This is a genomic window from Streptomyces sp. NPDC031064 (genome assembly GCF_055570965.1).
The window spans coordinates 48,874-65,116 of the sequence record NZ_JBVIGF010000013.1 but is presented as its reverse complement, the minus strand read 5'-3'; the positions used below and the strand labels follow the sequence as shown (position 1 = coordinate 65,116).

At 72.1% G+C, this 16,243-nt stretch carries 8 protein-coding genes; 5 read left to right on the top strand and 3 right to left on the bottom strand.

Features of this window, described 5'->3' with window-relative positions; translation table 11 throughout:
* Positions 1 to 117 precede the first annotated feature (117 nt).
* Positions 118 to 3,984, top strand: a complete 3,867-nt coding sequence (locus ACZ46W_RS34230) for an nSTAND1 domain-containing NTPase (protein WP_468346096.1) — start codon at positions 118 to 120, stop codon at positions 3,982 to 3,984.
* A 159-nt stretch (positions 3,985 to 4,143) separates the two neighbouring features.
* Here the strand turns inward: ACZ46W_RS34230 and ACZ46W_RS34225 are convergent, their stop codons facing one another.
* The gene (locus tag ACZ46W_RS34225) at positions 4,144 to 4,767 is read right to left on the bottom strand and encodes a hypothetical protein (RefSeq protein WP_468346094.1); all 624 of its coding nucleotides are present in this window, start codon (positions 4,765 to 4,767) and stop codon (positions 4,144 to 4,146) included.
* Between the two features lie 283 nt (positions 4,768 to 5,050).
* Here ACZ46W_RS34225 and ACZ46W_RS34220 point away from each other — a divergent pair, with 283 nt between their 5' ends.
* A complete protein-coding gene (locus ACZ46W_RS34220; RefSeq protein ID WP_468346092.1) occupies positions 5,051 to 6,550 on the top strand; it encodes a helix-turn-helix domain-containing protein in 1,500 nt (499 codons plus the stop codon).
* Positions 6,551 to 6,697: 147 nt separating this feature from the next.
* Here ACZ46W_RS34220 and ACZ46W_RS34215 read toward each other — a convergent pair whose 3' ends face one another.
* On the bottom strand, positions 6,698 to 8,704 hold the full coding sequence (locus ACZ46W_RS34215) for a SpoIIE family protein phosphatase (protein ID WP_468346090.1): 2,007 nt from the start codon (positions 8,702 to 8,704) through the stop codon (positions 6,698 to 6,700).
* 367 nt (positions 8,705 to 9,071) lie between these two features.
* Between ACZ46W_RS34215 and ACZ46W_RS34210 the strand changes: the two genes are divergently transcribed.
* Positions 9,072 to 9,806, top strand: a complete 735-nt coding sequence (locus ACZ46W_RS34210; RefSeq protein WP_468346088.1) for a DUF899 family protein — start codon at positions 9,072 to 9,074, stop codon at positions 9,804 to 9,806.
* A gap of 61 nt (positions 9,807 to 9,867) precedes the next feature.
* On the opposite strand, the gene ACZ46W_RS34205 is transcribed toward ACZ46W_RS34210, so the two are convergent.
* On the bottom strand, positions 9,868 to 11,241 hold the full coding sequence (locus ACZ46W_RS34205; protein WP_468346086.1) for an MFS transporter: 1,374 nt from the start codon (positions 11,239 to 11,241) through the stop codon (positions 9,868 to 9,870).
* A 301-nt stretch (positions 11,242 to 11,542) separates the two neighbouring features.
* Between ACZ46W_RS34205 and ACZ46W_RS34200 the strand changes: the two genes are divergently transcribed.
* Both ACZ46W_RS34200 and ACZ46W_RS34195 read left to right on the top strand, forming a co-directional pair.
* The gene (locus ACZ46W_RS34200) at positions 11,543 to 15,631 is read left to right on the top strand and encodes a CHAT domain-containing protein (RefSeq protein WP_468346084.1); all 4,089 of its coding nucleotides are present in this window, start codon (positions 11,543 to 11,545) and stop codon (positions 15,629 to 15,631) included.
* Positions 15,628 to 16,233 carry a hypothetical protein gene (locus ACZ46W_RS34195; protein ID WP_468346082.1) on the top strand — a complete coding sequence of 202 codons (606 nt, stop codon included), beginning with the start codon at positions 15,628 to 15,630 and terminating at the stop codon, positions 16,231 to 16,233. Before ACZ46W_RS34200 ends, ACZ46W_RS34195 begins: the two co-directional genes overlap by 4 nt.
* Positions 16,234 to 16,243 lie beyond the last annotated feature (10 nt).

Genomic DNA, 16,243 nt, shown 5'->3' with positions numbered 1-16,243 from the left:
CCCCCCGTCGGCACGGTGTCGGGGTGGCGCCCGTACGTGGCCGACAGCCGTCTTGTGGTGCGTTCCGTCCCGTCTTTAGCGTGGTCCCGACCATGATCAACGGGTGGGGGCGGGCGCGTGGGACGACGTGAGAAGGAGTTGGACCCCGCGGCGGGGCCGGTGCAGCGCCTGGCGGACGAGCTGCGCCGGTTGCGGCGGGAGGCCGGCAGCCCGACCTACCGGGCGATGGCGAAAACCGCCGGTTATTCGGTCACGGCCCTGTCGCAGGCCGCGGCCGGTGACAAGTTGCCCTCGCTGCCGGTCCTGCGGGCGTACGTGCGGGCCTGCGGCGGGGAGGTCGCGCAGTGGGAGGCCCACTGGCACCGGGTGCTTCACGAGGTTTCACGCGAAGAGGCGGAACGGGACGACGAGGCGCAATGCCCATACCGCGGGCTCGCCCGCTTCGAACCCGACGACGCCGCCTACTTCTTCGGCCGGGAAGAGCTCCTCGACGGCCTGCTGAAGCAGGTCGGCAGGAGCCCGGTGACGGCGCTGATCGGCCCGTCCGGGAGCGGCAAGTCGTCGCTGCTGCGCGCTGGGCTGATCCCTCGGCTGCGGTGCGCGGAGGAGCACGGTCTACAGCCGGCGGCGGCCCTGCGCATCCTCACCCCGGGCGCCCATCCCCTCCGTACGCACGCGGACAAGCTCACGCCGGCCGACGGTCCTGGGCAGACCTGGCTGGTCGTCGACCAGTTCGAGGAGCTGTTCACGCTGTGTCAGGATCCGGTCGAGCGGTCCGGTTTCCTCGACGCGCTGCTGGCGGCAGGAGACGGCGCGCTGCGTGTGGTGATCGCGGTGCGAGCGGACTTCTACGGGCACTGCCTGGAGCACCGCGGCCTGGCGGCGGTGTTGCGGGAGGCCGCCGTGCCGGTGGGGCCGATGGGTCCGGACGAGCTGCGGGACGCCATCGTCAAGCCGGCCATGGTGCGTCAGTTGGTGGTGGAGCGGGCTTTGACGGCGCGACTGGTGGAGGAGGCCGGCCAGGAGCCGGGCAGCCTGCCGCTGCTGTCCCACGCGCTGCTGGAAACGTGGCGGCACCGGCGCGGCCGCGTCCTGAGCCGACAGGCGTACGAGGCAACCGGCGGCCTCAGGGGCGCCGTCGCGCGCACCGCGGAGGAGACGTACGAACGGCTCGGCGCCGAGCAGCGCGAGATCGCCAGGCGCGTACTGCTGCGGATGATCACACCCGGCGACGGGGCGCCCGACACCCGGCGGCCGGTCGCGCGCGAGGAGATCTCCGCTCTTGGCGGGGACGGCACCGCGGAAGTCCTGGAACGGCTGGCACGTGCCCGGCTGGTCATCCTTGACGAGCAGAACGTCGACCTGGCCCACGAAGCACTGATCACCTCGTGGCCACGGCTGCGCGGGTGGGTGGAGCGGGACCGCGAGCGGCTGCGCCTGCACCGGGACCTCACGGAGGCCGCCCGGGTCTGGGAGGCGCTCGGCCGTGACTCCGGCGCGCTGTACCGGGGCGCCCGGCTCGTCGCCCTGGAAGGCGTCTTCGATTCGCCTGCCGGCCGCAGCGACCTGACCGGAACGGAAGCGGCCTTTGTGACGGCGAGCCGCACGGCGCGGGACGAGGAGCAAGGCCGGGCGGCTGCCGTGGCCCGGCGGACGCGCGCTCTCGTGGCCTCCGGGGCGCTGCTTCTGGCAGTCGCCCTGCTGGCCGGGGTGGTGGCCTGGCAGCAGCACCGGGCGGGTGACGAGCAGCGGCGGCAGAACACGGCCCGCCGGGTCGCGTCCGTCGCCGAGAGCCTGCGCTACTCGGATCCCCGCACGGCGCTGCGGCTGAGCGTGGCGGCATGGCGGATCGCCGAGACGGAGGAGACCCGCTCGGCGCTGCTGGGCGGGCTGTTCCAGAAGGCGCGGCCGCCTGCCACCCCGGCGTTCCTGACCGACGACGAGGCGGTACGGTTCGGGCCCGACGGCAGGACGCTGACCGTCGTCCGGGGCGGCCGGGTCGAGCGGTGGGACACGGACTCGGGGCGCAGGGCCAGTAGCCGCGCCTTCGGCGCGCCGCCGGAGGAACTCCACGGGCCGGTTCTGAGTGACGACGGCACGAGCATGCTGTTCCAGAACGGGTCCACTGGCGCCCAGGTGTGGGACACCACGACCTTGCGGCGCACCACCCTGCGTCTGCCGGCGGACTCCGGTCTGACCCACGTCTTTTGGGTGGGGAGCCCCCGACTGATCGCCGTGCACCAGATGGGGCTTCTGGAGCTGTGGGACACGCGCACCGGGCGCCGTGCGGCCAGGCTGGAGGGTGCGGTCTCTGCCGAGCAGCAGTACGCGACGGTCGCGGTCGCGCCGGACGACCGGTACGCGGCCACGTGTGCGGCGGACGGCCGGATCGAACTGTGGGACCTCGCTCGCCGCAGCCGCCTCCCCGGCCGGGGCGTGTCGCTCGCCTCCGGCCGTGGCAACTGCGACGGCGTCAACCTCGCCTTCGCGCAGAAGGGGCACCGTGTGCTGGTCATGGACGCCGAGGGCGTCCACGCGGTCGATGTCCCCTCCGGTCGGGCACGGACCCTGGTCGAGCACTCCGGCCTGACGGAGTTCACGCTCAGCGCGGACGGCGGATTCCTGGCGGCGACCGATGGTGACGAAGTGATGCTGTGGCGCCTGGCGCCGGAGACGGCCCCCGATACCCCGGTCTTCCGCCATCCCCTGGTGAACCAGTCGGCGTCGCACCTGCGGATCGACACCGAGCGGGGGGTGATCCGCTACCTCGGGGGTACGGGCGGCTCCGGGTTCGGCGCGCACACGCTCGACGCGGGCCCGGCGCTGCGGACCGCGTGGCGGAAGACCTGGTCGCCGGCGCAGTACAGCCCCGACGGCCAGTGGCTCGCCACCGAGCGAGCCCGCGGCGAGCAGGGCTTCTTCGAACTCACCGACACGCGTGACGGCGGCAGCGTGCAGCGGCTGCCGTCAGTACCCCGCCCGGAGCCCGAGGCGGGACTGGCCGCGTCCTTCAGCGCGGACGGACGGTTCTTCGCGTACGCGCCGCGCATGACCGGCCCCTCCGCCACCGGTGCGCCACCCCGGGTCCTGGTGTGGGACACGGTACGGCGGCGGCTCGCCGCCACCCTCGAGGTTCCGCGGAAGGGACTGTGGTTCGAAGTGCTCGCGACGGCCACGCAGAAAGGCCGTCCCGTCGTGTACGCGGCCGGCGAGCGCACGGTGTGGGACCTCGGGCGCGGCAGGAAGGTGGTGGAGCACTCCGGCGAGGGCATGCCCGCCCTGACGCTCCGCCCCGATGGGAAGCTACTGGTGGTGAACCACACCGTCATGGTGCGGCTGCCCGACGGCAAGGTGCTGGCGACGCGGCCGGAGATGGACCATGCCACGGCCATGGCGTTCAGCGGCGACGGCAGGCATCTGGCCGTCGCGGAGGACACGGGTGGCCTGGCTGTGTGGGACGGCGCGGGCCGGCAGCGGCTCGGCACCCTGGCGCCCGGCCCCGACTCACCCGAGCGCGGGGACCGGGATACGGTCAGCGCGCTCGCCTTCTCCGCCGACGGCACCACACTCGCCACCGGGTCCAATTACGGAGCGGTCAGGCTGTGGGACATCGGGTCGAGCCGTCCGGTGGGCGGTCTCCTGCCCAGCACTGGTGACCGCGTCGACTCCCTGGCCTTCGACGGAGGCCGTCAACTGGTACGCATCGTCGGGCCGTTCACCGGCCCACAGGTGGTCGACATCGCCCTCGGCCGGGCCGCCGCCCGGATCTGCGCACGCGCGGGCGGACCGCCGACCCCGGCAGACTGGGCGACGCGTGTTCCCGAGGTGCCCTACCGCGACGTCTGCCAAGGCCGATCGGCGCGAGCCGACACCCACGCGTACACGAGCACGCCCGCGAAGAGGACCAGCACGCCCCGATGGCCCCGCCAGGTGGGCCGCCCTGCGGGCCTGCGGCCCGGCCGCGGCCTGAACAAGCATGCATGAGCAGGAACCAGCACGCCATGATCTGGTCGTTCACGGGTGCTTGGGGGGGACCCGGCCGAGGTACGACGGCCCCCGCCCCGGCGCACGACCGATACGGGGGCCGTCCTTCCGACCCCCGTGGCGGGAGGACGGCCCCGGCCCCTTGCGGTGGCCGCCCGGTCAGTACAGCTTGTTGACGGCCGTGGTCGTGGTCTTCTTGAAGGCGGCCACGGGCGCGTCGTCGAAGTCGCCCATCTGTCCCCACTGCACGACGGTGACGGTCCTGCCGTCCCGCCCGACCGACAGCAGAGCGATGTCGGTGGCGCCCCAAGACGTCTCGGTGTGCAGGCCGCGGACGCGGGCACCCTCCTCGACGGGCAGCTTGCCGTAGTCGCGGCCCTCGGCCTCGACGTCGGGCGAGGACTTCTCGATGCGGTCGGCGCAGGTGCGGATGAGGTCGTCGTAGTGCTTCGCCAGGGCCTCGGCCTGGGCGGCTGTGCCCGTCACGACGGTCAACTGCACGGCGCCGGTGTCCAGGTCGGTCCGGAACTCCCGGTGCCGGTAGGCGTAGCCGGGCACGCCCTCCGTGCTCACGCAGAGGCCGAGTGCCTCCGGGAACCCGTCGGTGACCGGCCCGGCGGTCCAGGACGACGTCGGGTGCGGCGGCATCTGGGACGCCGACAGGAAGGTGGGCGCGGCGGCCTTCGGCGCGGCGCCGGCAGCCGGTGCCGTGAGGACCGTGCCCGCCGCGAGGGCGGCGACGGTGAGTGCGGTGAGAGCGCTCATGCGGATGCGCATGGACATGGGTGTTCCCCCGTGGATGAGTGCGTGGACGTGGATGAGTGCGTGGACGTGGATGCTGAATGCCGCGGCGAGGCCGGCTGGTCGGCGCGGGCCTGGCCGGCCCGGGCATGACCGGTGCAGCACGGTGCGGCACCAAAAGCATCAGCGGTCACCGCTGCCGGGCGCAACAGCCGACGGCCGATCAGGCACGGTGGAACCATCCCAGCCCCTCTGACGTGCAGGTATATGGGGTGCCTGGGATACCGTCCCGGGCCGGGTGGGGTCATAAGGGGACGGGGGACCTGTGTCGGCACAGGATGACGGCGACGGCGACGGCGTCGACGCGGTGGCGGAGTTCGCGGCGCTGCTGCGGGCGCTGAAGGAGCGCACGGACCGGAGCTATGGCTCGCTGGCCCGCCGTCTGGGCATGAACACCTCGACGCTGCACCGCTACTGCGCGGGCGACGCGGTGCCGCTCGACTTCGCCCCTGTCGAACGCTTCGCTGCCCTGTGCGGGGCGACCTCGGAGCAACGCCTGGAACTCCACCGCCGTTGGCTCCTGGCAGTGGCGGCCCGCCGCCGACCTCGTACGGCGGGGGCGGCGGCCAGCGCACCGTCCGCCACGGCGGCGGAAGCCGTGAACGACGCGGTGGACGGACCGGGCACAGCGGTGCAGGACATCACCGAACCGGACACGGCGCCGGAGGCCGACGGCGGCCCGGTCGGCACACCGGACACGGCACCGAAGGCCACCGGCAGCCCGGTCGTCGAAACGGACCCGGCGGCCGGGCCACCCGGCGCGCCCACGTCCGCGCCCTCGCCCCCGCTTCCGCGCCGCCCCTGGTACCGCCGGGGACGTCTCGTGGTCGGGCTGGCCTCCGTCTGTGCCGTGCTCGCGACGCTCGGGGCCTTGTCCGCGCTGCCGGACGGGCGGTGGGCGTCCGTCGACGGTCCTGCGCGGGTCGCCGGTCCGACGGCGTCCGATCCGACGGCGTCCGGTCCGACGCCGTCCGGTAGGGAGGAGGCCGGCACGGCGGAGGCCGGGGCGCCGGAGGGACGGGGCGCCTCACCCAGTCCGAGCGGCGCCCCCGCCTCCGAGCGGCCTTCGGGCTCCGCCACCCCGAAGAAGCCGGGCACCTCTCGCCCACCCGGCGCGACATCCGCCCCGCCGCGCGGCGAACAGCCCGGGCTGCCGCTCACCTGGTCCGTCAACTCCCAGGCGTGGCAGCTCGGTTGCGGTCACGACTACGTCATCGCCAAGCCGCCGAGCCAGGTCCCCCCTCCCCCTGCCCCGCAGGACGCGGCGCCCTGGGCGGCGACGCAGAGCGCGGTGCACGGCGGTGAGACGCTCGTGCATCTGTCGGTGCAGGGGCGCAGCGATACGGCCGTGGTGCTGGAGGCGCTGCGCGTGCGCGTGGTCGGCCGTACGGCGCCGGCCAAGGGCAACGCCTACGCCATGGACCAGGGCTGCGGCGGCGCGGTGACTCCCCGGTACTTCGCCGTGGACCTGGACAAGGACCGCCCCATCGCCCGCGCGGTCGCCGGGAACGACTCCGGCACGCCGATCCCGGCGGTGCGCATGCCCTACCGCGTCTCGGCGAAGGACCCCGAGGTGCTGCTGGTCACGGCCGAGACCAGCTCGTGCGACTGCCGTTGGTACCTGGAGCTGGACTGGTCCTCCCAGGGCCGCAGGGGCACCGTGCGCATCGACGACGACGGCCGCCCGTTCCGCACCAGCGCCATCAAGGGCCTGCCCCGGTACACGTACGACACCCTGGGGCGCCGGTGGGGGCCCTACAGCTAATGGAGGCAGCATCGCTCTGGCTGCAACGGCGCACGGCGGCCAAGGGCCAAGGAGACGCGTTCATTCCACCGTCCCGGCCGAGTGCCGTCCGGGCAGAGGGAAGCCGCCCGATGGGATCGTCGGCGGGCCGTTCTCACCCTGGCGTGCTCACCGGGCGCGGTGCGCCCGCAGTACGCGGGCGAGGACGAGGACCGTGTCGTCGTCGGGTGGGCCGCGCAGTAGGCGGGACAGCATGCGGTCCGCCGCCGTCTCCAAGTCGCCGCAGTCGCCGGACAGTTCGGCGCGTACCGCGTCCAGGCCGTCTTCGATGTCCTGGCCGCGGGCCTCGATGAGGCCGTCGGTGTAGAGGGCGAGGACCGCGCCGTCGCCGAGGTCGGCCTCGGCGGTCGCGAAGGGCTGGCCGCCCACGCCGAGGGGGACGCCCAAGACGTCGTCGATCGTCTCGACCGTGCCCTGTGGGTTCCGTACCAGGGGCGGGGGGTGCCCGGCGCTGGCGATGCGGGCGCGTCCGGTGGCGGGGTCGTACTGGATGTACAGGCAGGTCGCCAGTTCGATTCCCGCCTCCTGGGCACAGGCGTCGAGCTCGGCGAGCAGAGCGCCCGGTTCCTCGTTGTGCCGGGCGAGCGCCTTGGCCGTGATGCGCAGCCGGCCCATGGCGGCGGCGGCCGGCACGCCGTGTCCCATGACGTCGCCGACGACCAGGGCGACCCGGCCGCCGGTCAGGCTGATCACGTCGTACCAGTCGCCGCCTACCTCGGTGATGCGGCTGCCGGGCACGTAGCGGTGGGCCACCTGCACGTACGGGCTGGTCGCGAGCGCGCTCGGCAGCAGCGCGCGCTGGAGGGTGAGCGCGATGTCCTGCACGCGGCTGTAGAGGCGCGCGTTGTCCAGGCAGAGCGCGGCGCGGGAGGCGAGTTCACCGGCCAGGCCGTGGTCCTGTTCCGTGAAGGCGGGGCGGGCCCCCGAGCGCCCGAACATGGCGAGGCCCTGGACCGTGTCCCGGGCGATGAGCGGGGCGATGAGAATGCAGGTCAGGCCGCTGTCCCTCAGCAGCCGGGCACGTTCCTCGTGGATGACGGTCCGGGTCACGAACTCGTCGTCCACCGGGACGGCGACGACGCCGCCCGTTCCGAGCATCCGGTGGATCGCGGAACCTGGCGGGTAGGTCACGTGCTCCAGTCCGCTCACGAGTTCGGTGGCGGGCGGGGGCAGGGTGGTGCCGGAGGCGATCCGGCGGGTGATCAGAGGGCGGTCCGGGTCGAACACCTCGTCCTCGTCCATCCACTCCACGACTTCCACGACGGAGGCGTCGGCGAAGTCGGGCACTGCGGCGTGGACCAGCTCCCGGGCGGTCACGTTCACGTCCAGGGTGGTGCCGATCGCGGCCGCGGCCCGGTTCAGCAGGGCCAACCGCTGACGGCCGGCGGTGGCCTCCATGATCGCCTGTTCGCGGTCGGTCACGTCCACCATCAGGCCGCCCACGCCGGGTCGGCTACCGACCGCCCCGCTGAGCGGGAAGAAGCTCACCGACCGCACCTGATCGCGGTCCGGGCAGCCCGGCGTACGCAGGCCCACCAGCGCGCCGACGACCGGGCGCCCCTTCCGGGCGACGTCGCGCAGCATCCGCAGGTACGCTCCGTCGTCGGACGTGATCATGATGTCGTCGATCCGCCGGCCGAGGTGCTCCTCGATCGGCAAGCCGTCCATGTCGGCGAGCGCCTGGTTGAGGTGGACGTAGCGCAGTTCCTCGTCGAGCATGACCAGGCCGATGGGGCAGGTTTCGAAGAGGGAGTCGAGGAAGGCCAGATTGGTCTTCACCCGGTCGAGCTGGTCGCTCCGGCTGGCCAGCGCCATGACCACGGACGTCCCTCCGGCGCCGGTGACCGGAAACACCCGGAATCCACAGTCGAAGGCCGCTCCGTCCCGGTGCCGCGCCCGCAGCCGGCCGCGCCAGTACCCGAGCGTGCGGCCTCGCTCCGCCAGCGACACCGACGCGTCGGCGGGATCCGGGGGCGGGTCGGCGAGGAGGACACCCGTCGGCCGGGACAACACCCCTGCCGGGTCGTGCCCGAAGAGTTCCTGCGCGCCGGGCCCCCAGTAACAGATCCGGTCGTCGTCATCGATGCCGAAGACCGCCACGCGTACGTGTTCCAACAGCGTCCCGGGCTCTGACCAGAGTGGACCGGGAGCCTGCTCACGCCCCGACCGATCCGACGGCACCAGCGTCCCCTTCCACACCTGGCAGGCTGGTCCGAGTCCGCGCGCACGGCACGCCGGCTCGTCACTCCGAGCTCGGCACTCCAGGCACCCGCCCTCCGGCTGGGCACTCCGGCTCGGCACTCGGGTCGGCATTCGGGTCGGCACTCCGGTACGCGGCTCAGGCCCTCTGCCTCCATTGTGCGGACATCGGTCGACTTCGTCCCTTCGGTTCGCCGGTTCGCCGGTTCGCCGGTTCGCCGCGTGGCGAGCCTCGCGTACCCAAGCAGACAATGGTGACTCGGTGACCCGGTGCCCTGAGCAGATGGCAGCGCACCACCAGGCACGCCCAACACCGGTCGTCGTCCAGGAGGCAGCAATGCGCCGGACCGGTCTCAGTGAGGAATCGGCCGAGTACGTCAGCGCTCGCGAAGAGCTACGACAAGCCGAAATCGAACTGATGCGCCATCGCGAACGCGTCGCAGAGCTGCGCCGCCGACTGCCACCAGGGCCTGTCGTCGACGACTACGCGTTCGAGGAAGGCCCCGCCGACCTCCAGGCCGGCGACGCGCCGGTGAGGACCGTACGACTGAGCGACCTGTTCACGCGGCCCGGGCGCGACCTGGTCATCTACCACTTCATGTACGGAAAGCGGCAGACGGACCCTTGCCCCATGTGCACCATGTGGATCGACGGGTTCAACGGGGTCGCGCGCCATGTCGCACAGAGCGTCGATCTCGCGATCGTCGCCGCCGCCGACCTGCCCACGCTCCGCGCACACGCCCGAGACCGGCAGTGGACGAATCTGCGCCTGCTCAGCGCCGGGTCCAACACGTTCAAGTACGACCTGGGCAGCGAGGACGCCGACGGCAACCAGGACTCGACGGTGTCGGTGTTCAACCGAGACGAACACGGGGTGGTGCGCCACTTCTACTCGGCGCATCCGCGCATGTCCGACGACATCGACGAGCGAGGTATCGACCTGCTCTGTCCGGTGTGGCACATCCTCGACCTCACCCGCGAGGGCCGAGGTGACTGGTACGCCGGTCTCGGTTACTAGGACCCTCCTCGGAGATCGCCGAGCGCGGGGATCATGGTCCGGGCGGAATCATGGCGCGGAATCATGGCGCGGAATCATGGTCGGGCGCGTCGGCGGGCATGCTCGTGCGGACGACCGGCAGGTTGTCGACCAGGTGCGCCGGCTCCCCCGCGGTCGCTTCCGGTGTCGGCGTCCCCCGCCATGTCGCGACGCTGCCGAGGAAGGTCACGAAGAGACCCACCGCGGCTCCCCAGAGCAGGAAGCGTGGGCCCTCCGAGGCGATCAAGACACCACCGATGGCCAGCCCCAGGGGTTCCACACCGAACGACAGGGTGCGAAAGGCGCTGTTGACGCGGCCCTGAAGGTGGTCCGGTGTGGCCGACAGCCGGTAGGTCACCAGGGACACCGCGAAGATCGGCCACAGCAGGTTCGTGATCAGGACGCCGGCGGCGAGGAAGACGATCGACGGTGCGGCGGCCATCATGGCCGCCGCGACCGCCCACAGGGCGACTGAGCCGAGTGCCATGGTGCGCAGGCTGATGCGCTCACGAAGCCATGACGCTGCGAACGCGCTGACCACCGTGCCGAGGCCGACCGCGGCGAGGATGAGGCCGATCAGTCCGGCATTGATGTCAAGGTCCTCGGTGGCCAGGACGATGGTGGCCAGGGTCAGCGGCGCCTGAAAAAAGTTGATCAAGGTGACCATCACCATGAGCAGCCGCAGCAGGCGATGTCGCCAGAGGAAAGACATCCCCGCCTTGAGGTCGGCCATCACGGAGCGCTGTCCGTCGGCCGGCCGTTCCTCCTGGAACGACTTGCGTACGAACAGCAGCGAGGCCCCCGAGAGCAGGTAGGTCACGGCGTCGACGGCGTAACTGTAGATGGCGCCGAGCGTGGAGTTCTTGGCCAAGCCGATCAGGGCGCCGGAGAGGGCGGAGCCGCCGACGCCGGCCGCGGAGTCGGCCACCTCGTTGAGAGCGTTGGCCGAGGCCAGATGCTCCTGGGGGACCAGCTTCGACATGGCCGACAGGTGAGACACGGCCGAGAAGACGTGCCCGATCCCTTCCAGGAAGGCGACGGCTGCCAGGTGCGCGATCGTCAGGCTGTCGCAGACGTAGGCGACCGGGATCGTCGCCAGCGCAGCGAAGCGGCCCAGGTCCGCGACGATCATGACGCGGCGGCGGTCCCAGCGGTCGATGAACACACCAGCCAGGAGGTTCAGCAGCAGGTAGGGGGCGAGCCGGGCTGCTCCCACGAGGCCCGCCATAGCGGCTGAGCCGAAGAGGCCGAGCGCGAGGATCGGCACGGCCAGGTTGGAGAGCGCCGTGCCCACCGACGAGACGGTGAACCCGCCCCAGACGATCATGAAGTCGCGGTTCGTCAGCAGTCCGCGCCAACGGCGCCCGGGTGTTGTGACCGGCGGCGGCTCCCCCACCGACGTGTCCTGTGTTGCCATGGTTGCATCCGTCCGTTCTTGTACTCTCGCCGCGCTGGCCGGCCCGCCCGCGTGGACCAGGAGTGGGCCGCGCACCCTCGGAGGCGGTCCGCCTGGCGGCCGACGCAACCTCGGGGGCGATCAACATCCTCCAGGCGCCGGTCCGTTGCTCCGTTTTTGGGTTGTGCAACGGAAAAACTGAAAATACGCACAAGTCCTCCGCTGCGGCCCATACAGTCGGTCCGTGCCCACACCAACGGTGCTCCGGGAACTCCTCAAGACCCTGTTCGCAAGCGTTGTTTGGGCTGCGGTGGCTTGGACCGTGGCCGCGCAGACCGGTGCGGAGGAGGCCGTCCGCTGGACGGTGGCCGTGCTCCTCGCCGGTATGCAACTGGCGGAGCTGGTGAGGCTGGTGCCCGATCAGCGCCTGCGCACCTGGCTGTCAACAGCCGTCGCATCGGCGATCATCCTGGTCGTCTGGGCCATGATCGGGTGGGGTGTGCTTCGGCTCATGGGTGATCGGGTGCATGGCGCGGCCGCCGCACTGGTGGTGGCCGGCGCGGTCGCGTGCGGGTTCCTCTGGCGCTCGGTGGTGCGCCGCCTGCTGACGCCGGCCTTCGTCGTGTTGCTACGGCTCTGGATGGCCGGAGCGCGGTACGGACCTGCCAGGGTGGCGTTCTGGGCCCTGGTCGGCTGGCTCCTGAGCGGTCCGCTGTGTGCGCAGGTGCAGGGCACTCATCCGGTCGTGCTCATGGGCCTGGGCCTGCTGCTGGGGCTGTTCGGTGTCCTCGCTGCCGGCGTGGGCGCCGGAGCGGTGCTCGCCCTGGCGGGTGCCGGTCCCGCTCTCCTGTGGTGGCTGGTGCCGCTCGTGGCCGGAGCGTGTGTCGGCTTCGTCCGCGCCTACTGGCAGGCGCGGCCCCAATGGTGGCGTTACCCGGCGTACTTCGCCGGGCGGACGGGTGGAAAGCCCGGCCCGGGCGCGCGCCTCGTCGACGCGGCGAATGTGCTGGCCGGTCTGGTGCCGGTGGCAGCCGTCGTCGCGACGGGCAGGCCTGGCGGGCTCGGCTCCCTCACGGCCGCCGCAGCGTTCACCGCACTGCATTGGTACGTGTACGCCGAGAGTGGGCGGATGACCCGGGAGAACCGCCAGGAGCTGCGCTTCGCGTCGATTCTGTGGGTCGTCCACCTCACCGTCCTATCCACCGGTCCGGTGGGGGACTGGTTCGTACGGGGCTGGCAGGACCAATCGCTGCTGTACACGCACGCCGTCGCCGTCGCCCTCCTCGGCGCCGGGCTGTTGCACTTCCTGCAATTCGCCTACACCGCCACGCTGGCCCGCGCCTTGACCGTGTTCTCCGGTCCGCGTCTGCGGCTGGCGCTGGGGGCGTCCTACGGCCTCTTCCCCGGACCGGCACTGGCGCTTTTCCTGGCCGCGGGCGTCCACCACCCGGATGAGCGACTGCTGGACGCCGCGCAGTGGCTGATCGGCTCCGCCTTGGTCCTGTCGCTCTACCTGGTCCGGCGCACCGGTGAAGCGCAGGCGAAACTCGATGCCTCGATCTTCGTACACATCGACCCGGTCATGCGCGCCCGTACCCTGTCGGCGTGGCGGCACGATGCGATCGTCGCCAGGCCCGGCTATCCCGACCTCACGCTGCCTCGTACCCTCATCCGGGAGGGGATCGGACACGCGCTCGGCGACCGGTCATCCCCGCCGGTGCGTCTGACCAGGTCCTGGCCGCAGGCCGGCCGCAACACCTGGCAGTTCAGGCTCGACGAATGGCTCATCGCCTGGATCGACGACGCCGCGGAGCTGCTGCGCGACGCGGACAAGGAGGCCCGGGCACGGCTCACCGGCAAGCCCCTGGACCGGTTCCGCGCCGAGCACACGCTGCTCCGCGGATACTGCGCCAGGTCGCTGGCCGAGGTCTATCAGCTCCTCGGTTTCCGTGAGGAAGCGGCGGCTTCCTTCCTCGACGCGGCGGAGATCTGGGGTCAGCCGGAGAACAGCACTCTCGCCGCCGCCTGCCGGCTGGAGGCGGCGATGACGGACTACCTGACGCCCAGCAGGGCCCTGGCCGCACTCGCTCCGCTGGTCGAAGACCCGTCGGTACTGCCGATGCTGCGGCGCCGCGCCCTCATGCTCACCGGAGCGTTCCAGCTCCGGCTCGGCGACACGGAGGCGGCCGAGCGGTCCCTCGCCGAGGGCGCGGCGATCAAGGTCGGGCAGGGCGACGTCATCCAGCTCGGCTTCATGGACAGCCGGATCCAGGGCCGGAGCGTGACGTTCAGCCGCCGGCTGTCGAACGCGCGCGCAGACCACTGGCTCCTCGCGGCGCTGGACCGGGTGTCCCCCGCCGCCCTGTCCATGCTGGGCCTCGAACCCGACGATCCTGACGCATCCGTGTCGCTGCGCGGCGTGGACCTGGACCTCAGATCCGTGTCGTCGACACCGGCCGGCGACGGCTTCGCCACCGCGCTCGGACACTGGTACAGCGGCCGGTACCGACGCGCCATCAAGCATGCGGTCCGGACGGGGCGGACGCTGGAGTGGCTCGGACTGATCCAGGTGGCCTTCACTTTGTACGGTTGGTTCGGGTTCGCGCTGCGCCGCGTCGAACCCCGCGCCGCGCGCGCGTTCCTGATGCACGCGCTCGACTGGTACGAGGAACTGCGCGTGCGCGTCACCGACGACGACCTGCGCATCGCGCTGTTCGAACAGGTCGAGGAGATGTACGAGGTGGCAGTACGCCTGACGACGATTGAGTCCCCTGACCGTACGGATGTGGATGCGGATGCGGATGCCGACCGACCCGCCGAGACCGTCGCCTTCGAACTGACCGAGCGCGCCAAGTCCAGGGTCCTCGCGGAGCTCATGGGCAGCCGGGTGCCCGCCCCGCGCGACCCCGCGCACAAGAAGCTGATCAGGGAAGAGCGGCGCTCGGCCGACCGCTTCGCACAGGCCCGGGAACGGCTCCGCACGGACGGCGCGCGGCGGGAGGCCGTGGTCGAGCTGCGCGACGCCCAGAGCGAGCTGACCCGCTGCTGGACGGAGATGCTCGCGCACGAGTCGCTGGCCGAGTACGCGGGGCTGCGGGCCGGCGTGCCGGTCGGTTACGACGACGTACGCCGGCTCCTCCGCCACGAGCAGTCCCCCACCATCCTGGCCGAGTACCTCGTCACCGAGGAGAGCACCCTGCTGTTCGTCGGCCGGGCCGACCTCGACCGCCCCGTGGTGGTGGACATACCCCTGAGCCGTGCGGACCTCCACGCGCTGTGCGGCAAGGTGTTCACCGGGCCCCGCGCGACACGGCAGCTCCGGCACACCCGGCCGGACACGTGGCAGGACGCGCTGCGCCCCCTGGTCGCTCCGCTGGCCGACTGGTGTGCCCCGGGCGACACCATCTGGTTCGTTCCGCATGACGAACTCCACCATGTGCCCCTGCACGCCGTACGGATGGACGAGCGCACGTGCGTGGCCGATCACCACCCCGTCCGCTACACCCCCAGCGCCTCGACCGGCCCGCACACGGCGCGCAAACCCGATCCAGAACGCGACACCGTGCTGATTCTCGCCGACGGCCGGGCCGACCGCCCACTCATCCACGCCCGGCAGGAGGCCGCGGCGCTCGCCCGCCTCTTCGACGACCGGGTGCGCCTCCTCGTGGGCGAGGCCGCCACCCCCCGGCGCCTCAACCGGGAGCTCACCCGGTCCGCCCGGGCGATCGACGTGGTGCACCTCGCCTGCCACGGGGAGTTCGACCCGGAACAGCCCATGCGGTCGGGGCTGTTGCTGGCACCGGACGGAGCCGACGACGGCCGGCTCAGCGCCGCGGACATTCTCCGTCTCCGGCTGCCGGCGAACCTCGTCACACTGAGCGCCTGCGATACGGGGCGCAACGACCGCCGCTCCGGTGACGAGCTGATCGGCCTCACCAGAGCGCTGATGTACGCCGGCGCCTCTGCCGTCGTGGCGTGCCTGTGGTCGGTGGACGAGCTGTCCACCAGCCTGGTCATGCGCGGCTTCTACCAGGCCCGGCTCTCCGGGATGAACGAGGCCGCGGCACTGCGTCAGGCCCAGATGGACGTGCGCCGGGTGACGGCCGCCGACGTGGTCGAGTACTGCGCCGGAATCCGGTCCGAGCAGCGGGACATGGCCCCCACCCTCGACCTCGACATCGCCACGGCACGGTTCTGGGCACGGGACTACGGAGCGGCCGCGGACGCCTTCGCGGCCGTGACCCGCGAGCAGCTCCCCGGCTCCCCGGTGTGGGTCCGCGCCCGGGGCGGGGCGGTGCAGGCCCGCCGTGCCGCCGCCCACGCCGCGGGCGCCGAGGTCGACTACGACCGGCCCATGTTCGACCACCCGTATTTCTGGGCGCCATTCCTCGTGATCGGGGGCGGACCGTGACGATCGACCCGTTGACCACCTTCGCCCAACTGGCCGACCCGGCCTACACCACCATGGAGGCCACCACCAGCAGCACCTCTGCCGCACCGGCGGATGGATACGTGATCGTCACAGCGAACGGTGTGCCGTTCGCCCTGGCCGAGGCCGGCCAGGTGCGCCGGCTCACCTGTCCGCCGGCGGACCCCGAGGCGGGTCTGCCACCACTTGTCGTCGTCGACGGCGCGCGCACCGTCCCGGACCTCCTCGACGGCCGCTCGCTGACCCTGCTGGACCTGCCCGTCACCGCCATCGCCGTGTCCCGGGAGAACAGTCTCCTCCGCAGCGTCGGCGAGGGCGGCGCCGAAGCCATCGTCGGCGTCGTCCCCGCGACCGTCATCGACCAGTACATCGTCGATCAGGGAGCCGGCCTGCAACCGGTGGTCAAAGGCCCCGGATGGTGGGGCAGTCCACCCGACAAGCTGGGGGGACCGCCCCAGACGGGCCTCGCCACCGTCCGGTGCAGGCGGTGCGGGACGATCAACCGGAACATCCTCGTCTACAACCGGGACGATCCACAGCGGTGCGAGAACGACACCGACGAGCATCCGCTTGAGAGCGGGTGAACGGACGCCA